19 protein-coding genes are annotated in these 21189 nt (G+C 73.6%); 7 read left to right on the top strand and 12 right to left on the bottom strand.

Going from position 1 to position 21189, the window contains the following annotated elements:
* Positions 1-490 precede the first annotated feature (490 nt).
* Positions 491-1339: a DUF308 domain-containing protein gene (locus O7612_RS21985; protein ID WP_282266997.1), complete on the top strand. Its 849-nt coding sequence runs from the start codon at positions 491-493 to the stop codon at positions 1337-1339.
* A 222-nt stretch (positions 1340-1561) separates the two neighbouring features.
* The gene (locus O7612_RS21990) at positions 1562-2980 is read left to right on the top strand and encodes a trehalose-6-phosphate synthase (RefSeq protein WP_067308052.1); all 1419 of its coding nucleotides are present in this window, start codon (positions 1562-1564) and stop codon (positions 2978-2980) included.
* A 9-nt stretch (positions 2981-2989) separates the two neighbouring features.
* On the opposite strand, the gene O7612_RS21995 is transcribed toward O7612_RS21990, so the two are convergent.
* The 6 genes from O7612_RS21995 to O7612_RS22020 all read right to left on the bottom strand — a co-directional run bounded on the left by O7612_RS21995 (position 2990) and on the right by O7612_RS22020 (position 8258).
* Positions 2990-3817 carry an alpha/beta fold hydrolase gene (locus O7612_RS21995; protein ID WP_282267004.1) on the bottom strand — a complete coding sequence of 276 codons (828 nt, stop codon included), beginning with the start codon at positions 3815-3817 and terminating at the stop codon, positions 2990-2992.
* Complete coding sequence (locus tag O7612_RS22000) at positions 3817-5220, bottom strand: NAD(P)-binding domain-containing protein (protein ID WP_282267006.1); 1404 nt, start codon at positions 5218-5220, stop codon at positions 3817-3819. The genes O7612_RS21995 and O7612_RS22000 overlap by 1 nt, the downstream gene beginning before the upstream one ends.
* 112 nt (positions 5221-5332) lie before the next feature.
* On the bottom strand, positions 5333-6067 hold the full coding sequence (locus O7612_RS22005) for an endonuclease/exonuclease/phosphatase family protein (protein ID WP_282267008.1): 735 nt from the start codon (positions 6065-6067) through the stop codon (positions 5333-5335).
* The gene (locus tag O7612_RS22010) at positions 6064-7011 is read right to left on the bottom strand and encodes an ROK family glucokinase (RefSeq protein ID WP_282267010.1); all 948 of its coding nucleotides are present in this window, start codon (positions 7009-7011) and stop codon (positions 6064-6066) included. The genes O7612_RS22005 and O7612_RS22010 overlap by 4 nt, the downstream gene beginning before the upstream one ends.
* A 73-nt stretch (positions 7012-7084) precedes the next feature.
* Positions 7085-7768, bottom strand: a complete 684-nt coding sequence (locus O7612_RS22015; RefSeq protein ID WP_282267012.1) for a hypothetical protein — start codon at positions 7766-7768, stop codon at positions 7085-7087.
* A gap of 37 nt (positions 7769-7805) precedes the next feature.
* A complete protein-coding gene (locus tag O7612_RS22020) occupies positions 7806-8258 on the bottom strand; it encodes an SRPBCC family protein (RefSeq protein ID WP_282267013.1) in 453 nt (150 codons plus the stop codon).
* 169 nt (positions 8259-8427) lie between these two features.
* On the opposite strand from O7612_RS22020, the gene O7612_RS22025 reads away from it, so the two are divergent.
* The 5 genes from O7612_RS22025 (at position 8428) to O7612_RS22045 (ending at position 15376) form a co-directional block, all read left to right on the top strand.
* Positions 8428-10227, top strand: a complete 1800-nt coding sequence (locus O7612_RS22025; RefSeq protein WP_282267015.1) for a long-chain fatty acid--CoA ligase — start codon at positions 8428-8430, stop codon at positions 10225-10227.
* A 14-nt stretch (positions 10228-10241) separates the two neighbouring features.
* Positions 10242-11933, top strand: a complete 1692-nt coding sequence (locus O7612_RS22030; RefSeq protein WP_282267017.1) for a GAF domain-containing sensor histidine kinase — start codon at positions 10242-10244, stop codon at positions 11931-11933.
* Between the two features lie 7 nt (positions 11934-11940).
* Positions 11941-12609, top strand: coding sequence for a response regulator transcription factor (locus O7612_RS22035; RefSeq protein WP_007072219.1), 669 nt, complete (start codon positions 11941-11943; stop codon positions 12607-12609).
* Between the two features lie 204 nt (positions 12610-12813).
* Positions 12814-13623: an SAM-dependent methyltransferase gene (locus O7612_RS22040; RefSeq protein ID WP_282267019.1), complete on the top strand. Its 810-nt coding sequence runs from the start codon at positions 12814-12816 to the stop codon at positions 13621-13623.
* Positions 13616-15376: a bifunctional diguanylate cyclase/phosphodiesterase gene (locus tag O7612_RS22045; RefSeq protein ID WP_282267021.1), complete on the top strand. Its 1761-nt coding sequence runs from the start codon at positions 13616-13618 to the stop codon at positions 15374-15376. Before O7612_RS22040 ends, O7612_RS22045 begins: the two co-directional genes overlap by 8 nt.
* 147 nt (positions 15377-15523) lie before the next feature.
* Here the strand turns inward: O7612_RS22045 and O7612_RS22050 are convergent, their stop codons facing one another.
* The 6 genes from O7612_RS22050 to O7612_RS22075 all read right to left on the bottom strand — a co-directional run bounded on the left by O7612_RS22050 (position 15524) and on the right by O7612_RS22075 (position 21180).
* A complete protein-coding gene (locus tag O7612_RS22050; protein ID WP_282267024.1) occupies positions 15524-16663 on the bottom strand; it encodes a glycosyltransferase family 4 protein in 1140 nt (379 codons plus the stop codon).
* Positions 16660-17919 (bottom strand): M48 family metallopeptidase, encoded by a 1260-nt coding sequence (locus O7612_RS22055; protein WP_282267026.1) that lies wholly within the window; start codon positions 17917-17919, stop codon positions 16660-16662. Before O7612_RS22055 ends, O7612_RS22050 begins: the two co-directional genes overlap by 4 nt.
* Positions 17920-18137: 218 nt before the next feature.
* The gene (locus tag O7612_RS22060) at positions 18138-18344 is read right to left on the bottom strand and encodes a hypothetical protein (RefSeq protein WP_067308001.1); all 207 of its coding nucleotides are present in this window, start codon (positions 18342-18344) and stop codon (positions 18138-18140) included.
* A 152-nt stretch (positions 18345-18496) separates the two neighbouring features.
* The gene (locus tag O7612_RS22065; RefSeq protein WP_282267029.1) at positions 18497-19045 is read right to left on the bottom strand and encodes a GNAT family N-acetyltransferase; all 549 of its coding nucleotides are present in this window, start codon (positions 19043-19045) and stop codon (positions 18497-18499) included.
* A complete protein-coding gene (locus tag O7612_RS22070; protein WP_282267031.1) occupies positions 19045-20286 on the bottom strand; it encodes a helix-turn-helix transcriptional regulator in 1242 nt (413 codons plus the stop codon). The genes O7612_RS22065 and O7612_RS22070 overlap by 1 nt, the downstream gene beginning before the upstream one ends.
* Before the next feature lie 363 nt (positions 20287-20649).
* Entirely contained in the window at positions 20650-21180 is a 531-nt protein-coding gene (locus O7612_RS22075; protein WP_282267033.1) for a flavoprotein, read from the bottom strand.
* Positions 21181-21189 lie beyond the last annotated feature (9 nt).

Genomic DNA, 21189 nt, shown 5'->3' on the forward strand with positions numbered 1-21189 from the left:
GGCGGTGGTCATCAACGGGGACAGGTCGGTCGGGGAGACCTCAGGTGAAGTATTCCGGATTCGCGCCGAATGTGACTTCTTGCGGACACCGTTCGGGGACGCCCCGGGCGGCACCGCCGAAGTCCCCCGCCACCCGGGGTCGCCGACCCGCCGACCGGCCGGTGGTCCGCCCGGGGCATCGCGGCCAGGGGTCGCGCCCCGGGCGGTGGACCGACGATCAGCTACACCACCAGCCGGTACGGCACCCGTCTCCGCGCGCCCACCGGACCGACGGCCGCTCGGCAGGCCGTCCCGGCAGGGCGGGCGGGACCGCCACCGGGCCGTCCCGGGGCGGCCCGACGGGGGCGCCCGCCGAGCCGGGGAGCGACGAACCACGAGCGGCACGCCACAACGCACTCCCGGAACCGGGTGCCGACGTGTCACGATTCAGGGCACGGCGTACGGGGCGCCGACACGACCGCACCGCGAGGTGCGCGGAGGAGGATGTCCGGTGTCAGCGGGTGGCGCCCGCCGGGGACGGCGGGACAACGGGCTCGACGCGAGCGAGTACGCCGTCGCGGGCGACGTCGATCCGCGCGTCGGTGAGCACCTGCTCGACGTGCTCGCCGCGGGCGGGATCGCCGCCTACCTCCAGCCCTCCGCCGACCTCAACCCGATCACCCGGACGACCACCGTGCCGTCCCGGCCGGTCGACCGGCTCTACGTGGACCGCTCGCACCTGACCACCGCCCGCGACTACCTCACCCAGCTCGCCGACGAGTCGACCCCGGAACCGGCCCGGGCCGAACCGGACGTCGACGCCGAGTGGGAACGGATCGTCGCCGCCTTCCACACCGCCCCGGCCGCCGGCAGCAACCCCTGGCCGGCCTCGGAGGACGTCGACGACGACGAGACCACCGATCCGGCCACCCGGGCGGGTGGCCCGGCCAGCCGCCCCGACGAGCCGACCGGCCCGACCGCGACCGACGTCCGCCGGCTGCCGTACGCGGCCGACATCTCCGGCATCTCGGTGACCCCGCGGGACCGGCAGGACGAGCCGTCGCTGCTGGACGGCCTGGACACCTTCGGCGCGGACCTGCCGGACGACCCGGAGGAGGGCTACACCCCGCCACCTCCTCCGCCGCTGCCCCGGATCTCGAAGTACGCGGTGGTCGGCGTGCTGGGGATCGTGCTCGGCTTCGTCCTCTTCCTCAACCCCTCGTTGCTGCCGGTGGTGGACGCCTCGGTGGTCACCCTGCTCGGTTTCACCGGCATCCTCGCCGGTTTCGTCACCCTGATCTGGCGACTGCGTCCCGGCGACGAGGACGAGCACGATCCCGACGACGGCGCGGTCGTCTGACCCGATCCCTCCGCAGGCCCGACCGACTCCCCGCCCCCGATCTCCGCCCCGACGACCCACCGCCGTTCCGCCCGCATGCCGGGACACCCCCGGTCCCCCGCCCGGTGTAACAGCGGTGTAACTTACGGTCAGTAGGAATACCGTTGTAGGTCACTTCCCCCACCGACCGCCCGGTTGTTCCCCGCTCGCGTGGTCGGTCCACTGCCGATCGGAATGCCCGAGATGCGACAGAGATCACTGGTGGTGGTGGCCAATCGGCTCCCCATCGACGACAGCGTGGCGCCCGACGGCGCCTGCGAGTGGCGCCGCAGCCCCGGCGGGCTGGTCAGCGCCCTACATCCGTTGCTCCGCCAGACCCCGGCAACCTGGGTCGGCTGGGCCGGCGGCACCGGGCCCGCGCCCGTGCTGCCCGACGTGGACGGCGTCCACATGGAGACCGTCCCCCTCACCGCCGACGACCTGCGCGACCACTACGAGGGTTTCGCCAACGCCACCCTCTGGCCGCTCTACCACGACGCGGTCGAACAACCCGAATACCATCGCCGCTGGTGGGAGGCGTACCAGCGGGTCAACCAGCGGTTCGCCGAGGCGACCGCCGCGGTGGCCGACCCGGGCGCGGTGGTCTGGGTGCAGGACTACCACCTGCAACTGGTCCCCGGCCTGCTCCGCGAGCTCCGCCCCGACCTGCGGATCGGCTTCTTTCTGCACGTGCCGTTCCCGCCGCCGGAGCTGTTCATGCAGCTCCCCCGCCGGTCGGAGCTGCTGCGCGGGATGCTCGGCGCCGACCTGATCGGCTTCCAGCGCGCCCAGGCGGCACACAACTTCGCCCAGCTCGCCACCAAGGTGCTCGGGCTGCCGGCCACCGACCGGCGGATCGGCGTGCAGGACCGGGTGGTGCGGATCGGGGCGTACCCGGTCTCGATCGACACCGCGGAGATGGCGGCACTCGCCGGCCGGCCGGACGTCACCGCGCGGGCCCGCCGGCTCCGGCACGACCTGGGCGATCCCGAGCGGGTCATCCTCAGTCTCGACCGGATGGACTACACCAAGGGCATCGAGCAGCGGCTGAAGGCCTACAGCGAGCTGCTGGCCAGCGGTGACGTCAAGGTACGGGACACGGTGCTGGTGCAGGTCGCCATGCCGAGCCGGGAGCGGGTCGGCCAGTACCAGATCCTGCGCGAACGGATCGAACGCGAGGTCGGCCGGATCAACGGCGAGTTCGGCCGGGTCGGTGAACCGGCCATCCACTACCTCAGCCAGCCCTTCGACCGGGCCGAGCTGGCGGCGCTCTACCGGGTCGCCGACGTCATGGCGGTCACCCCGCTGCGCGACGGCATGAACCTGGTGGCCAAGGAGTACGTGGCCGCCCGGGTCGACGACACCGGCGCGCTGCTGCTCAGCGAGTTCGCCGGTGCGGCGGCCGAGCTGGAGCAGGCGTACCTGGTCAACCCGCACGACCTGGAGGGGCTCAAGCAGGGGCTGTTGTCCGCGCTGCGGGCCGCGCCCGCCGACGCCGGTGACCGGATGCGGGCGATGCGGGACCACCTGCACCGGCACGACATCCACGCCTGGGCGCGCTCCTACCTCAGCGCCCTGGACGACACCGGCTCCCTGCTCACCCGGCTCAGCAGCACCGGCTGAGCCGGGTGGTCAGCCGCGGCCGGGCTCCTTGACCAGCCAGTCGAGGAGCGCGTCCAGCGGCTCCTGCCAGCGGGTGTCGAGCATCAGGTCGTGTCCCATGCCCGGGAAGAGCAGCGGGGCCGCGCCGTACCGGCGGGCCGCCCGGGTCAGCGCGGCCGGCGGGACGACCCGGTCGTCGGGGCTGCCCAGCACCAGCACCGGCGGCCGGCCCACCGCCGGCTCGGCCTCCCGGCCGGCGAGCAGCTGCCACTGCGCCCGCCGGCTGGCCCGCCCCAGCCGGGCCAGGTGCCGCCGCGCGTCCGCGTCGGGCAGCTCCCGGCTGAACAACTGCCGGCGGTTCAGCCGCAGCGCCCCGCCGAACAGGGCGGGCAGCGTACCGAGCGGGTTGCCGCGCAGCGCGGCCCCGGCGGTCGCGACGCCACCGAGCACCGGCGCGACCAGCACCGCCGCCCGCGCCGGGTACCGCGCCAACGCGTGCGTCACCACCAGCGCCCCCGCGCCGTGCCCCACCAGCACCGCCTGCCGTGGCAGCCCGGCCGCCACCTGGACCACGTCATGGGTGTACGCCCGCAGCGTCGCCTCCGCCGCCGGTTCGCTGCCGCCGTGCCCGCGCAGGCTCACCGCGTACGCGGGGAAACCCCGTGACGCGGCGTGCTCCAGCCAGTGCTCGGCGAACGCCCACGCCCCGTGCCCGAACCCCGGCACGAACAGCAGTGGTGGACGGCCCTCCTCCAGCTCCGGGACGACGCTGAGCACCTCCCGCCGTACCGCGCGGACCGGCCGCGCCCACTCCCGGCCCCGCAGGACGCGTACCCGCTCCCCGGTCGTGCCGCTCATCAGTCCTCCAGCTCGTCGAGGGCGCGCTGCACCGCGCGCAGGTAGTCGACGTGGCCCACCTCGAACCAGTGCCGGCTGCTGTCCTTGACCTTCCCCGCGTACCGCTGCCCCGCGCCGGCCGCCGCCCGGGACGCGAACGTGGCGGCCCGCTGCGGCTGCTCCCGGCGCAGCCGCAGCGACCGGGCGAAGAGCACCGTCTGCCAGTGCGCCAGCGGGAACAGCCCCGAGTCGGGCTGCAACAGCCCGGCCACCGCCAGGGTCGGGTGGCCCGGCGGGAAGGCGTGCAGCCAGAGCCGGGGCCGCCCGGATCCGTCGGCGTCGCCGAGGATGCCCGGGTCGAGGAACTCGAAGCGGGGCAGGTAGCCGGTGGCGAAGACGACCAGTTCCGGGTCGATCTCCCGGCCGTCGGTGAGGGTCACCCCGCCGGGGTGGAACCGGGCCACGTCCGGGACCGGGGTGATCTCGCCGTGGCCGACGTAGTAGACCAGTTGGCTGTTGGCGATCGGGTGTGTCTCGTAGACCCGGTGGTCCGGCTTCGGCAGCCCGAACCGGGTCAGGTCACCCACGGTCAGCCGCAGGGTCCGGTGGTAGAGCCACTGCCGCAGCCGCAGCGGCACCCGCCACGACAACAGCGTGTCGTTGACCTGGTCGGCGGGACGGCCGAGGACGTACTTCGGGGCGTACCAGTAGCCGCGGCGGGTGGAGTGCCAGCAGCGGGACGCCTGCTGGGCCGCCTCGACCGCCAGGTCACAGCCGGTGTTGCCGGCCCCGACGACCAGCACCCGCTTGCCGCGCAACTGGGCCGGGTCCTTGTAGGACGAGGAGTGCATGACCTCGCCCCGGAACTCCTCCAGCCCGTCGTAGCGGGGCAGCTTCGGTGACCAGTTGTGCCCGTTGGCGACCAGCACCGCGGCGTACCGGGAGGTGCGCTCCGGGCCGTACCCGCCGGTGCTGCGGGTGGTGACGTCCCACCGGTCGCCGTCGACCGGCTCCACCCGGACGACCTCGGTGCCGAACCAGATGTGCCGACGCAGGTCGAAGTGGTCGGCGTACCGTTCGAAGTAGGACAGCAGTTCGGAGTGGTGCGGGTAGTCCGGCCAGGAGTCCGGCATCGGGAAGTCGGGGAACTGGGTGAACGGGCGCGACGAGATGAGGTGCGTGCTGGCGTACACCGGGCTGCGGTCGTGCCGCCAGTTCCAGCCACCGCCGACGCCGGTCTCCCGCTCGTAGCAGTCGACGCCGAAGCCGTGCTCGGTGAGGTTCTTGACGGCGGTGAGACCGCTCGCCCCGGCACCGATCACGCAGACCGTGTCGCCCCGGTCGGACACCGGGCGGCCGTCCCGGCTCGGGGCGAGCGTGGTGGTCTCCGGATCGGGCCGGCCGTGCTCGGTGGAGGGGGACACCCGGGAATCTCCTTATGTGCGGCCAGGTACGCCGGTTCGACGGGCATCCTCCCCGGACCCGCAGCCCGTTGTCCAGCCCGGCTCGCGGGGGTTTCTCGGCCGGGTCGTCGGGTCAGCCGGCGGCCGGCAGCAGCAGGTCGACCAGGACCGGGAAGTGGTCGCTGGCCCGGCGGGTGGTCGGGGTGTCCACCACGTCGTAGCCGGCCACCTCGACCCGCGGGTCGACGAAGAGCGCGTCGATGCGCCGTCGCGGGTTGGCGCACGAGTAGGTGTGCCGGTCCGCCGCGTCGGCGGCCACCGCCGCGTCGGTCAGCCCGGCCGCCACGGTGCCCCAGGCCGGGCCGTCCGGCCCCTCGTTGAGGTCGGCCCCGAAGACCACCGGCAGGTCGGCGGCGGACAGCTCCCGTTTGAGCAGGGCGGCCTGCCCGGGGCGTTCGGTGGGGTCGGTGGACAGGTGCGAGCCGGCCAGCAGGAACCGGGCCGTGCCCACCTGGCAGCGGGCGTACGCCGCGCCGCGCAGGTGCCGGCCCGGGGTCAGTGGGAACCGTTGGCAGTGCGTCCCGGTCACCCGGACCCGCAGGCTGGTCAGCAGCAGGTTGCCCAGCGAGGGCAGACCACCGGCGGCCACCACCAGGCCGAACGATTCGGCCAGCGCGGCGGACTTCTGCCGCCACCGGAACCGGCGCGGCGCCTCCTGCACGATCACCACGTCCGGGGCGGCCTCCCGGACCACGCTGGCCAGCGCCGCCGTGTCGTCCCGCTGGCTGTGGATGTTGTAGGACACCACCCGCAGCGGCACCCGGTCGGCGGCCGGGCCGGGGTGCGGACCGGTGGATCCGGCGCTCATCGGCGGCGGGCCAGGTCGGCGGCGCCGATGACGCCCGCGCTGTTGCCCAGTTCGGCGGGCCGGATCTCGGCCACCGGGAGCCGGCTGCGCTGGGCCAACGCGTCGGCGAAGGACCGCCGGGTCGGGCCGAGCAGCAGGTCGCCGGCGTCCACCACGCCGCCGCCGACCACCAGCACCTGCGGGTCGAGGATCTGGGCCATGTCGGCGAGGCTGGTGCCGAGCCAGCGGCCGATCTGGGCGAACGCCTCGGCCGAGATCGGGTCGCCGGACTGTGCGGCGGCGGTGACCATCGGGCCGGTGATCGCCTCGGCCTCGCCGCCGGCCAGTTCGAGCAGGGCGGTGGCCCGCTGGGGCTCCTGCCGGGCGCCGGCGCGGGCGAACCGGACCAGGGCGCTGCCGCTGGCGTACTGCTCGATGCAGCCGAGCCGGCCGCAGCCGCACTGGTGGCCGTCGGGGACGGTGAGCATGTGGCCCAGCTCGGCGGCGATGCCGTGGGCGCCGCGGACCAGCTCACCGCCGAGCACGATGCCGCCGCCGACGCCGGTGCCGATGGTGAACATGACCATGGAGTCGTCGGCCTCGCGGGCCGCGCCGTGCCGGAACTCGGCCCAGGCCGCCACGTTGCCGTCGTTCTCGACGATCACCGGCAGCCCGGTGGCGGTGCTGACGTAGTCGCGCAGCGGTTCGTCGCGCCAGGCCAGGTTCGGGGCGAAGAGCACGGTGGACCGGGAGGCGTCGATCCAGCCGGCCGCGCCGATCCCCACCGCGTCGACCCGGTGGCCGGCGGCGAGCTGGGTGACCAGGTCGATGATGACGTCACGGGTCTTGCCGACGTCGTCCGCGGGAGTGTCCCGCCGGGCCTGCACGAGCACCCTGCCGGTGTCGTCCACGACACCGCCGGCCACCTTCGTGCCACCGACGTCGACTCCGATGGTCAGCGTCACCGCGGCCACTCCCCTCTGCATGTGCGTCCCGACATCGGCCGAAGCGGCCGAGCGCTGCCGGGATGTCCGGTGGTCAGGCCCCGTCGCCTGGTGCGTCCCCGCCCGCGCCGGCCGGCGCACGCGAGGCGGGCACCACGGGGCCGTCGGCCGTGGGCCGGACCTGCTGGGCCGACGCGGCCGGCCCGGCGTCGTCGACGGGCGGTGCGGCGGCGGTCGGTCCGGCCGCGTCCTCCGCCCGGGTGGCGGCGGACCAGATGTCCCGCTCCGGCGCCGACGCAGAATCATGCCCGGTACGGGTGGCCTCGCGCCACACATGATCGGCGTCGGAATCGGCGGGGCCGGCTCCGCCGGTCGCCGCGCTGGCGTCACCGGGCGTCCCGTGGGATGCTTCCCCACCTGCCGGTGCGCCGAACGCGCGCATCAGGCTGGCGATCCCCGCCGCCAGGTCGCCCGCGCCGGTGGCGAGCCGCTCGGCGAACTCGGGGCTCGGATCGCGCAACGCGGCGATAGCCCGGCAGACGGGACAGATGCAGCACTCCGCCGATCCGGTGCCGAAAGCACCGGCCCGGTGCGCACCGCCGGTCGGCCGGGCCGGGCCGGCACTGTGACCGAGGACACCCGACACGATCCCACCGAACGGACCCCACGGTCCCGCGTTCGAGCCGGTGCCGGCGGATGCCAGCCGGGCCGTCGCGATCAGCGTGGCGACCAGCCGTTCGGCTTCCTCCCGGGCCGAGCCCGGCTCCGTTGCGCCCATGGTCGGCTCCTCCGTCGTGTCGCCGGCCGCCGCGTCGCTACGCCGCACCGGCTGCTTCTACCCGGCGCTTGAGCTGCTTCAACGCCGTATCCATGATCATTTTCTCGGCTTTCCGGCGAAACATGCCGATCATGCCCACCGACAGCTCGACCTCCAGCGTGTAGGTCACCGTGCAGGTGCCGTCCGGGTTGCCTACCAGGTCGTACGAGCCACGCTGCGCCTTCTGCATCCGCGACGGCGCGACCAGGTGCCACTCGATCCGGGACAGGTCCTCGGCGTACCCGTAGGCGAGCACGTACTCGTCGGCCATCACCCCGGCGTCGATGGTGAACCGCACCTGGCTGGCGTAGCCGTCCTCGTACTCCTCGACGACCTCGGTCCGGCGCACCGCCTCGGTCCACTCCGGGTAGCTCGCGAAGTCGCAGATGACCGCGGCCACCTGGTCCGGTGGGGCGCCGATGATGATCGACTGCGTGGAGGAGTCCGCCATGGGGGGAGGCTACCCGGCGCACCCGGCGGACGCCCCGCTCCACCCCCGCAGCCGGGTCCGGGCCGGTGGGACGGCCCACCTGGCCCGGGCGTCCGGCGCGGCGGCCGGGTAGGTTTCGACCATGCCGGCCCGTGGCCGGCCTGACCAGTGCGAGCACGAGGGAGTGCAGGTGCGCGAGTTCTCCGTTCCGCCGATCGTCAGCATCGGCGACACGGCAAACCTGACCGACCCGGTCTGGGACAACGCCGAGGCGGCACCGGACGCGGTGCAGTTCGTCCGGCCCACCGCCGAGGGTCGCGCCGGGATCGACGTCACCTGCCGGAAGTTCCGCGACGAGGTGGTGGCGGTCGCCCGGGGGCTGGCCGGCGCCGGGGTGGCCCCCGGTGACCGGGTCGCCCTGATGAGCCGCACCCGTTACGAGTGGACCCTGCTCGACTACGCCATCTGGGCGGCCGGCGCGGTCACCGTGCCGATCTACGAGACCTCCAGCGCCGAACAGGCCGCCTGGATCCTCGCCGACTCCGGCGCGGTCGCGGTGGTGGTGGAGACCAACAGCCACGCCACCCTGGTCGCCGGGGTCCGGGACCGGCTGCCCGAGCTGCGCGACGTGTGGCAGATCGAGCTGGGCGGGGTGGACGAGATCGTCGCCGCCGGCACGTCGGTCGAACCGGACGAGATCGAGCGCCGCCGCACCTCGGTCCGCGCCGCCGACGTCGCCACGATCATCTACACCAGCGGCACCACCGGCCGCCCCAAGGGCTGCGTGCTGACCCACCGCAACATGTACGCCGACATCGCCAACGCGGTCCCGGTGCTGCCGAACCTGTTCCGCCCGGGGGCCTCGACCCTGCTCTTCCTGCCGCTCGCGCACGCCTTCGCCCGGCTGATCCAGATCGGGGTGGTGCAGGCGCGGGCCACCATGGCGCACTGCGCCGACACCCGGGACCTGGTCACCCAGCTCCAGGAGTTCCGGCCGACCTTCGTGCTCTCCGTCCCCCGGGTCTTCGAGAAGGTCTACAACGGCGCCCGGCAGAAGGCCGAGGCCGACGGCAAGGGCGCGATCTTCGACCGGGCGGAGAAGGTCGCCATCGCGTGGAGCGAGGCGCAGGAGACCCCCGGCGGTCCCGGGTTCGCGCTGCGCGCCCAGCACGCCGTCTTCGACCGGCTGGTCTACCGCAAGCTGCGCGCCGCGCTCGGTGGCCGCTGCCGGGACGCGATCTCCGGTGGCGCTCCGCTCGGCGCGCGGCTCGGGCACTTCTTCCGCGGTATCGGGGTGACCATCTGTGAGGGGTACGGCCTCACCGAGACCTCGCCCGCCGCCGCGGCCAACCTGCCCACCGGCACGAAGATCGGCACCGTCGGCCGGCCGCTGCCCGGCGTGACCATCCGGATCGCCGACGACGGCGAGATCCTGATCGCCGGTGACCTGGTCTTCCAGGGCTACTGGAAGAACGAGGCGGCCACCGCCGAGGCGCTCGCCGACGGCTGGTTCCGCACCGGCGACCTGGGGCACCTCGACGACGACGGCTTCCTCAGCATCACCGGCCGCAAGAAGGAGATCATCGTGACGGCGGCCGGCAAGAACGTCGCGCCGGCCGTGCTGGAGGACCAGGTCCGGTCGCACCCGCTGGTCAGCCAGTGCGTGGTGGTCGGCGACCGGCAGCCGTTCATCGCCGCCCTGGTCACCGTGGACGAGGAGGCGCTGCCGAAGTGGCTGGCCGCCCACGGACTACCCGGGGACACCCCGGTCGACCAGCTGCTGACCCACGACGGGCTGCGGGCCGAGATCCAGGGCGCGGTGGACACCGCCAACCTGGCCGTCTCCAAGGCCGAGGCGATCAAGGTGTTCCGCATCCTGCCCCGCGACTTCACCGAGGCGACCGGTGAGCTGACCCCCTCGCTCAAGGTCAAGCGGCAGGTCGTCCACAAGACGTACGCGGCCGAGATCGCGGACATCTACCAAGGCTGACTACGATCCGTCACGTGTCCGCCTCCACAGCCGTCCGCCCCCAGACGCGTCCCCTCGCCGCCGCCGCCCGCGCGGTGATGCTCGCGCTGGTCGGCGCCCTGACCCTGACCGCCACCCGCGATCCCGCCCAGCTCTGGTGGATCGCCCTGTTGGCGGTCGCCGGGACGCCCGCCCTGCTGGCCCCCGAGCACCGGTTGATCGGTCCGCTGAGCCGGCTCGCCGAGGCGGTGGTGATCGGGCTGGCCGCCAGCCAGGTCGCCGACTCCTCCGCCCTCGGCTCGTCGGTCGGCGGGCTGGGCGCGTCGGCCGTGCTGCCCTACCTCGCGGTGCCGGTCACCGTCACCGCGCTGCGCCGGCAGTTCCGCGAGGGGGCGGTACTGCTCGCGGTCACCGCGACCACCCTGCTGACGGCCGGCGCGCTCACCGGGGTCGACGGCGGGCGACAGCTCGGCCAGCCGGGCTACCTGGCGGTCTGCGCGCAGTGGCTGATCCTCGCCGGGCTCGGCCTGTACGCCGCCGCCACCCTGCACCAGGTGATGCGGGTCCGCGCCGAGGGCAAGCCCCAGCCGTACGCCGAGGCGACCCGGCTGCTCACCCAGCTGCGGACGGTCGCCCGGCAACTGCCCGGGGCCACCCTCGACCCGGGCGGCATCTCCGAGCACCTGCTGGAGGAGCTGCGGACGGTCGCCCCCGTCAACCGGGGCGCGGTGCTGTCGGCCAGCGGCGGCGGGCGGCTGGTGGTGCTCGCCCAGGTGGGCGTGGACCGGGTCGACTGGGAGACGACGCTGGACTCCGACTCGGCGATCGCCGACGCCTGGGCCAGCCAGCAGCCGCAGACCGCGGCCCGGTCGCAGGCCCGCTCGCACTCCGGCGGGGACGTCTCGTCGCTGATCGTGCCGCTGGTCGCCGGGGTGCGCACGGTCGGCCTGGTGGTGCTGGAGGCGGACGCGGCACACGCCTACCCGCCGCCGGTGGTGTCGAGGGTGACCGCGTTGACCGGTCCGGCCGCGTTGCGGCTGGAGGCGGCGCTGCTCTTCGACGAGGTGCGGTCGCTGGCCACCAACGAGGAGCGGCAGCGGCTGGCCCGGGAGATCCACGACGGGGTGGCGCAGGAACTGGTGATGGTCGGCTACGGCATCGACAACGCGCTGGCCTACGTCGACGAGGACCCGAAGGAGACCGCCGAGGCGCTGCGCACCCTGCGCGGCGAGGTGACCCGGGTGATCACCGAGCTGCGGCTGAGCCTGTTCGAGCTGCGCAGCGAGGTGGACCGGCACGGCGGCCTGGCGGCGGCGATCGCCGAGTACGCCCGCACCGTCGGCGCGTCGGGCGGGCTGCGGGTGCACCTGTCGCTGGACGAGTCGACCGCCCGGCTGCCGGCCGCCACCGAGGCCGAGTTGCTGCGCATCGCGCAGGAGGCGGTGACCAACGCCCGCAAGCACGCCGGGGCGTCGAATCTCTGGGTCACCTGTGAGGTGGACCCCCCGTACGCGCAAATTGAAGTGTCGGATGACGGTCACGGCATCGGTGACCAGCGCACCGACGGTCACTACGGCCTTGCGATCATGGCGGAGAGGGCGGAACGTATCCGGGGCCGGTTGGAGATCAGTCCCCGGCGACCCAGCGGTACGACCGTGGCGGTGGTGGTGGGTTCGTCGCCCCGGCGCGATAACGTGCGTGGCAGCGCAGCAGCAGAAGTGGAGTAATTCGAGGATGACCACAAGCCCGACACCGGCCACCCGTACCAAGGTCCTCCTTGTCGACGATCACGACCTGATCCGCAAGGGGCTGCGGCATGCCTTCGAGCGTGACCGTCAGTTCGAGGTCGTCGGCGAGGCCGCCACGGCGGCGGAGGGCGTGCGCCAGGCCGGCGCGCTGCAACCGGACGTCGTGATCATGGATCTGCGGCTTCCCGACGGCAGCGGCCTGGAGGCCACCCGGGCGTTGCGCAAGTCCAGCGCCTCGATGGGCATCGTGGTGCTCACCATGTACGCCGGTGACGACCAGCTCTTCGGCGCGTTGGAGGCGGGGGCGAGCGCCTTCGTGCCGAAGACCGCGCCGGCCGACGAGGTCGTCGCCGCCGCCCGGCACGCCGCCTCCTCGCCCAGCGCGTTCACCGCGGCCGACCTGGCCGAGGCGATGAAGCGTCGGCTGGCCCCGTCCGGCCCGCAGCTCTCCCCCCGCGAGGGTCAGGTGCTGCGGCTGCTCGCCGACGGCATGAGCGTGGCCGGCATCGCCAAGCAGCTCTTCGTCAGCGAGTCCACCGCCAAGACCCACATCTCCAAGCTCTACGAGAAGCTGGGCGCGGCCAACCGGGCGCAGGCGTTGATGACCGCCCTGCGGTTGGGCCTGCTCGAGGCGCCGGACGCCCCGAAGTTCTGAGCGGGTCCGCACCCGCCGGCCGGCAGGCCCGGGTCCTTCGTCGGACCGGGCCTGCCGGGGGATCCACAGGTTTCGATTGCACCCGGTAAGGGGATGATCGCGCACCGATCGCGGTCTTTGCACCCGGGCAGCGGGCGGGCACAATACCCGGGTGAACCGCGCAGGCGACGACCCACGCGGTGATACTCGACAAAGGGGTTGGGGATGCGGCGACCGGACTGGGCACCCGACGACATCGACATCGAACGCCCCAGCGTCGCCCGCATGTACGACTACTATCTCGGCGGGTCGCACAATTTCGCCGCCGACCGGGTCGCCGCCCGCGCGATGGTGGAGGCGGTGCCCGACGCCCCGCTGATGGCCCAGGCCAACCGGGCGTTCCTGCGTCGGGTGGTGCAGTACCTGGTCGACTCCGGCATCCGCCAGTTCCTCGACATCGGCTCCGGCATCCCCACCGTCGGCAACGTGCACGAGATCGCCCAGCGGGCCGCCCCGGACGCCCGGGTGGTCTACGTCGACGTGGACCCGGTCGCCGTCGCGCACAGCCAGGAGATCCTCGTCGGCAACCGCAACGCCGCCGTGGTCCGGGAGGACGTGCGCCGACCCGAGGCGATCCTGCGGCACCCCGACGTGACCCGCCTGATCGACTTCGCCGAGCCGGTGGCGGTGATGGTCGTGGCGGTGCTGCACTTCATCCCGCACGCCGACCATCCCGAGGACATCCTGCGGACGCTGCGCGCGGCGCTGGCCCCGGGCAGTCACCTGGTCCTCTCCCAGGCCGGCGAGGACGGTCGCCGCAGGGCGGAGCGGGCCGAGGCGGAACGGGTCTACCGCCGTACCGACAATCCGCTGTGCATCCGTAGCCGGGCCGAGCTGGCCGCGTTCTTCGACGGTTTCACGCTGGTCGATCCCGGGGTGGTCTGGGTGCCGCAGTGGCGGCCCGAGACGCCGGAGAGCGCCGAGGACGCCGAGCGGGCCGGCTTCCTGGGCGGTGTCGGGCGTCTCGATGGGTGAGCCGGTGACCACCGGCGCGTCCTGTCCGGGCACCTTCGCCCGCGCCTGGGCCAAGGCGGTCTCCGGCACCAGCTACCTGCCGATGACCCAGGCCCAGCTCGAGGAGCTGCTGCAACGGCTCACCGTACGGCTGGCCGCCGCGCTGCGGGCCGAGCCGTTCGACCCGCGGATCGGGCACCAGGTGGGCGCCGAACTGGTGGCCGCGCACATCGCCTCGGCCGAAGGGCTGGGCCGTACCGTCGAGGTCGTCCAGCTCCGCCTGCTGCGCGACCTCGGCCTGGTCGGTGACGACGTCTCCGACCGGCTGGCCCGGCTGCTCGCCACCATCACCACCGGGTACGCCCGCGCGCTACGCGACCGGACGCTCGACGAGCAGGAGTCGATCCGACGGGCCGCGATGGTGGCCCGGGCGCAGGCCGAACGGGCGCTGCGCGACAGCGAGTCCCGGTTCCGCCACCAGGCCACCCACGACCCCCTCACCGACCTGCCGAACCGGACCCTGTTCACCGAACGGCTCGCCGCCGCCATCGCCCTGCCGGGGCGGGGGTCCGACCGGGTGGGGGTCTGTTTCCTCGACCTCGACCGGTTCAAGGTGGTCAACGACTCCCTCGGCCACCAGCTCGGCGACGCCCTGCTGGTGCAGGTGGCACAGCGGCTGCGCCGGGCGCTCGGCGAGCATCTGGTGGCCCGGCTCGGTGGCGACGAGTTCGTCATCCTGGTCCAGCACACCCGCGGCACCGACGACGTGGTCAGGGTGGCCGAGGCGGCGCTCGCGGCGGTCGCCGAACCGGCCGTGGTCGACGGGCACGAGCTGACCGTCACGGCCAGCGTCGGCATCGTGGAACGACCGGTGGTCGGTGCCACCCCGGGTGAGCTGATGCGGGCCGCCGACAGCACCCTGCACTGGGCCAAGGCGGCCGGCGGCGCCCGCTGGGCGCTGTTCGATCCGGCCCGGCACCGCACCGAGCTGGCCCGGTACGCCCTGTCGGCGGCCATCCCCGCCGCCCTCGACCGGGGTGAGTTCTTCCTCGACTACCAGCCACTGACGTCGTTGCGCGACGGCACCGTGGTCGGGGTGGAGGCGCTGGTCCGCTGGCGGCACCCGGAGCTCGGGGTGCTGGGTCCGGACAGCTTCATCGGCCTGGCCGAGGAGACCGGGCTGATCGTCCGGCTCGGCGGCTGGGTGCTCGCCGAGGCGTGCCGGGAGGCGGAGAGCTGGGCGGCCGGCGGCGGGCCGGCCCCGTTCGTCAGCGTCAACCTGGCCGTCCGGCAGGTCCACCGGCCCGGCCTGGTGCAGGAGGTACGCGGGCTGCTGGCGCAGACCGGCCTGCCACCGCACCGGCTCCAGTTGGAGATCACCGAGAGCACCATGATGAGCACCGGCGCGGAGGACCCGGTCCGGGCGCTGCGTATGCTCAACGAGCTGGGTGTCCGGATCGCCATCGACGACTTCGGCACCGGCTACAGCAACCTGGTCTACCTGCGGGACCTGCCGGTGACCGAGCTGAAGGTGGCCGGCGAGTTCGTGACCAGACTGCGCACCCCGCAGGTCGACCCGGCCAGCCGCAACGACGAGCGGATCCTCGCCTCGCTGGTGTCACTGGCCCACGCGCTGGACCTGACCGTCACCGCCGAGGGGGTGGAGACCGCCGACCAGGCCGACCGGCTCCGCGCCATCGGCTGCGACGCCGGCCAGGGCTGGCACTTCGGTCGGCCCGCCCCGGCCGCCCGCATCCTGGAGAAGATCCGCTGAGCCCAGGCCGGGCCACCGGGCACCGGCCGCCCTGGTGACACCCGCCGGGCCACCCGGCACGGCACCGGCCGCCGAGGTGGCGCACCACGGGCCACCTGGCACGGCAGCGGCCGCCGAGGTGAGGCACACCAGGCGGTCGGTCGCGGCTCAGCCGGGTGCGGTGGTGCCGACGAGCAGGTCGGCCAGGCGGCGGGCCTGGGTCTCCCAGCGCCATTCCTTCTCCACCCAGGCCCGACCGGCCGTGCCGAGCTGGCGGGCCAGGTCCCGGTCGGCGAGCAGGGTGGCCACCCGGTCGGCGAGCAGGGCGACGTCCCGGCCCGGGACGACGTAGCCGGTCTCGCCCTCGCGGACCGCGTCGGGTGCGCCGCCGGAGTCGCCGGCCACCACCGGCAGCCCGGTCGCCGACGCCTCCAGATAGACGATTCCCAACCCCTCGACGTCCAGCCCCCGGTTACGGGTGCGGCAGGGCATCGCGTAGACGTCACCGGCGGCGTAGTGGGCGGGCAGCGCCTCCCACGGCACCGAGCCGGTGAACACCACGTCCCGTGCCACGCCGGTGGACCGGGCCAGCTTCTCCAACGTCGCCCGGTAAGGTCCTCCCCCGACCACCAGCAGCGCCGCGTCGGGCACCCGGCGGCGGATCGCCGGCAGCGCCCGGATCAGCATGTCCTGGCCCTTACGGGGCACCAGCCGGGACACGCAGACCACCACCGGCCGGTCGGCCAGCCCGAGCCGGGCCCGGACCGGTGTGCCGTCCACGCCCGGGTGGTAGGTGTCCACGTCGACCCCGGGGGCGAGCCGGTGCAGCTCGGTGACGCCGTGCAGGGCACGTTCCAGCCGTACCCGGGTGTAGTCGCCGAGGTAGGTGACGACGTCGGTGTCCCGGCCGATCCGGCGCAGCGCGGCACGGGCCCCGGGCAGGGTCGCCCAGCCGGCTTCGTGGCCGTGGGTCAACGCGACCGCGCGACGGATGCCGGCGCGGCGACGCAGCCCTCCGGCGAGCAGGCCGAGCGGTGCGGCGGCACCGAACCAGACGGTGTCGCAGTCGTGCTCGCGGGCCAGCCGGGCGGCCCGGCGGGCGACCCGTGGGGTGGGCAGCAGCACCCGGGTGGCGTCCCGGACCACCGGGAAGGGCTGCGCGGCGTCGAACTCGGCGGTGTCCCGCCAGCTGGAGGCGTAGACGACCACCGAGCCGGGGGGCTGGCGGACGGCGAGCTGGTGCACGAACGACTGGATGCCGCCGGGGCGGGGCGGGAAGTCGTTGGTGACCAGCAGGGTCCGGCTCACCGGCCGACCTGCCGGGCGTAGGCGCGGGCGGCGGCCATCCGTTCCACCGTGGACGGGTGCGACGCCGACCAGAGGTACTCCCAGCGGGGCGGGTCCGGGTCGCCCAGGTTGACCCCGGCCAGCCGGCGTTGCATCGCCTCGAAGGTGGCCGGGTCGCCGGTGAGCGCCAGCGCGTGCGCGTCGGCCCGCGCCTCGACCCGGCGGGACATCAGCGCCTGCACCGGGGCGGCCACCAGCCCGACGACCGTCACCAGGGCGATGAGCAGCGCGAACGCCCGGGGCTCGGCGATCGAGTCGACACCGGCCCGGCGCAGCAGCGGGGTCCAGGAGCCGAGCAGGTAGAGCGCGACGACCGCGGTGGCGGCACCGAGCGCCCCGGTCAGCGTGCCGGTCCAGACGTCCCGGTCCCTGGCGTGGCCCAGCTCGTGCGCGACGACGCTGGTCACCTCGGCGGGGGTGGCCTCGCGCAGCAGGGTGTCGTAGACCACCACCCGTCGGGTCGGCCCCAGGCCGGACACGTAGGCGTTGACCGCCCGGGTGCGGCGGGAGGCGTCGGCGACCAGCACGTCGCGCACCGGTACGCCGTCCCGGGCGGCCAGCGCGGTCAGCTCGGTGCGCAGCGGCCCCGGCTCCATCGGGGTGAACCGGTTGAACACCGGCTCCACCAGCACCGGCAGCACGAAGGAGAGCAGCACCACCAACCCGGCCGCGCCGGCCGCCCCGAACGCCCACCACCAGCGCGGGGCGAGCCGGGTGACGGTGTAGAAGCCGAGCAGCACCACCGCGCCGACGACCGCGCTGACCGCGTACGACTTGAGCAGGTCGACCGTCCAGCCACTCCAGCCGTGGGTGCTCAGGCCGTAGCGGGTCAGCACCGACTGACGCCAGGCGGCGAAGGGCAGGGTGAGCAGGTCGGCGACGAGCACCACGGCGATCCCGCCGAGCACCGCGCGGGCGATCCAGTGGTCACCGAAGGGCCGCCCGGCCAGCTCGACCAGCCGGGCACCGAGCGGGGTCAACCCGAGCAGCAGGGCCACCAGCAGCCCGACGACCAGCCCGGTGTAGCGACCGGGACGCAGCGCCGCCTGGAACGCCCGCCCCCGGGCCACCTGGTCGGCGGGCAGGTCGCGCAACGCGGCGAGCTGGTCGGCCCGGGGTGCCGGGGGCCGGTGCCACGGCACCAGCAGGGCACCGACCACGACCAGGGCGAGCACCAGCGCCGCCAGGGTGAGCACCGCCCAGCCGCGCGGGGTCACCTCGGCTCCCTGACAGCGGGCGTGCGGGTGTGGCGTCGTACCCGTGTCATGCCGCCGCTCCTCCCGCCGTGAGCGCCCATCCTATGGCCCGCCGGCACGGCTGCGGCGCGGTGTGCCCCGGACCCCGCCCGGCCCGCGTGCGGCGCCCGCCGGCCCACCGGCACCGACCCGCGACCGCCGATCCACCGGCACCGGCAGCCCCGGCGGGTCGGCGGGCGTCAGGCGACCCGACGGCGGCGGGCCGGACGGGCGGTCTCGTGGGCCAGCACCTCCACCTCGAAGCCGGAGCGGGTCAGCACCTCGATCGCCCGGTGCTCGGCGGCACCCAGGCCGGCGGCCGGCGAGTCGGTGTCGAGCAGGGCCGTCACCAGGCAGCCGGCGCAGCCCGCACCCCGGACCCGGCAACCGTCGCAGTCGATGAGCATCGTGCCTCCTGACGCAGTGCGGCGTCGGGCGGAAGACCCTCGTCACCACCCGAGCACCGTCGGTCAGGTCGGACACTAGCCATCGGGTACGACACAATCGGACAACAGTGATCAACCTGTGCCGGGCCGATCGCCGGACGACGGCGTCATCGTCAGCCTGTCGAACCCGGATCGCGGACGAGGACGTCGAACAGGGGCGCATCGGGCCAGCCGGGTCGAAGCCGGGTGACGGTCCGCCATCCCCAGGACCGGTACGCCGCCTGCGCGGGGCCGTTGTCCGGCCGGGCGAGAAGGGTCATCCGCTGTTCGTGTCGGCTCCGCACCAGATCGTCGTGCAGTGCCCGCGCGACCCCCTGCCGCCGCCACTGCGCGCGCACCAGCAGCTCGCAGATGGCGAAGGTCCGGTGCCCGTCCTCCTCGGTGAAGCCGACCGGCACGGGTTCCTCGATGCCGTCCCACCATCGGGTGTCCGGTCCCAACGGGAACCCGTAGACGTACCCGATCAACTCCTCATTCAGCACGGCGGCTACCAGCACCCATCCAGCCCGCTGCCGGTGTGCGGAGAGTTGGCGACGGTAACGGTCCTCACCGTAGAAATCCCCCTGCCCGGCATGGACGTCCAGGTAGAGAGCAATCAATTGCTCGGTGATTTCTTCGGCTTCGGCCGAACTGTAGTGGCGGAAGGTCAGACTCTCGATCATCAGACGGCCACCCCGTCGAAGGCTTCGATGAAGTCTCGGACCGGGGCGGTCTGCCGAGGTAGCCGACCCACCGTCGAACGGATGTCGGCCAGATGCCGGGTCACCCGGCCGGAGTTCATCTGCCGCACCTCAGGTAGCAGGTCAACCGCCATCCGGGCGGCCTCGCTGACGTCGCCCGCCCGGTAGGTCGCCTCGATCAGCCGTACCCGGTAGTAGACCTGGTTGCGTCGGTGGGTGGGGGAACCGTTGGCGATGGCGTCACGGAGCGCCTCAGCGGCACGCCCCGGCTGGTCGAGCGAGAGGAACGACAACGCCTCCAGACCCTGGACCTCCTGGGCGTTGACGAAGTGGACGAAATCGGGATCCTCCTGGTGCGGACCCCGTTCCAGTTGCTGGCGCGCGTTGCGCATCTCGCGCTCGAAAGCGCTGTGGTCCTTCAGTACGGCGAACGCGCATGCCCGCCGAAGGTGTAGAAGTGTGCGCAGGCGTGGGGTCGCCCAGCCGGCGGAGATCCGGAACGCGGCGTCCGCGCAGTGCAGGGACTCGGTAGGTCGGGAGTTCCAGGTGTGAAGTGCGAGTTGCGTGAACGCGCGTGCCTCGACCTGGAGATCGTCACCGAGCCGTGCCCTTGCGATCGCCTCGTGGAGATAGGGGCGCACGGCTGCCCGGCGTTCGGCGTCGTGAGCCAGCCACGCCGTCTCTACGGCGAGGTCGGCGAGCGACGCCTGGAGAGCTTCGCCGACATCTCGACTGTAGAGTGCCTCTGCCGCCCAGCGGGCCAGACGACCATGGACATGGATGGCGATGTCGCACAGCTGATTGGCACCGGTCACCGCGTCGGCGTCCCGGAGCTCCTTCACCAGACAGCCGGCCAGACGGACGTGTTCGAGGCCGATGGACGGAGACTGGTCCGCGAGCGTGGCGAAGAAGCCCACATTGCTCACGGAGCCGACTCCCGCCAACGCTGCCAGTGCGTGGAACTGCCGGCGGTCCGTCGTGACCACCCCCTTCGTCGATGGTTCGAGAGAAACTGGTGTCGTCTCCAGGTCCCCGTGGTCATGGCGGTCGCGCCCCGGTACCGGCCCGAAGTTCGTCGTTGAGCTGGGCCGCGCGTCCGGCAGGCTGAACCACAACAGGACACCCGGTATCCCGAGGATCTCCGCCCAGTGCGCCAGCCGGTCCAGGTGCACTACCGGCGGTCCGTTCTCGATCCGGCTCAACTGCGCCTGGGTGATCCCCATCCACCCCGCCACCACGGTCTGCGGCAACGGGTGCCGCCCGTGGTAGGGGTGGCACCGGTAGGCCCTGATCGCCCGGCCGAAATGACGAGACGCCAACGCCTGTCGTACCGGCTGGTGGTCCCAGAAGGAGGCCGGCACCTCGGGTGGCGCGCTGAGCCGGTCGCGTTCGGCGGCCTGACAGGGCGCGCAGCGTCCGCTGTCGTTGTCACGGGCGAGTCGCCCGCCACAGCGTGGGCAGTTCGCAGATGTCACCGGCAACCTCGCCAATCGCGGGCGGTCGAATCCGACGTCGAGCGTAGCCATTCAACCCGCTCTGTGCGGGCGCGGTATACGTAGCGCGCATATGGGGGACGCGCACGCCTCTCACCCCGCCGGGTGCCTCGCCCGCCGCAGGGACGCGACCACGGTCGTCCAGTCGTCGGGGGTCATCTCGTCGCCCGGGTGGAGGAAGTCGCTGTCGTGGAAGGTCACACCTGCCTCCCGGAGCAGCCGGACGTGTCCGGCATAGGCGGGATGGGCGGCGAGGGTCGCCTTCACCCGGGGGAAGGCGTGGACCGGCAGGCCGGCGCCGACGGCCTCGTTGAGGATGCCCAGCGCCAGGGTGTCGCTCGCCCCCACCGCCCACTTGTTCACCGTGTTGAAGGTGACCGGCACGACCAGCAGCAGGTCGGCCGCCGGATGCGGTTCCGGGTCGCCCGGCATGCGCCACTCGACCCGTACCGGATAGCCGGTCTTTTCCTGCAACGCCGCCCGGTCGAGCCAGGACGCCGCGACCGGGGTGGCGATGAGGCACACCGTCCACCCGTCCGCCATCAGCAGGTCGACGAGTTCGCCAATGCGTTCCACCGGCGGCGCGGCACAGGCCACGAGATGCAGTACCCGTTGATCGGTCATACCAGCAGT

The organism is Micromonospora sp. WMMD987 (assembly GCF_029581435.1).
In the GTDB taxonomy this organism is placed as follows: domain Bacteria; phylum Actinomycetota; class Actinomycetes; order Mycobacteriales; family Micromonosporaceae; genus Micromonospora; species Micromonospora rifamycinica.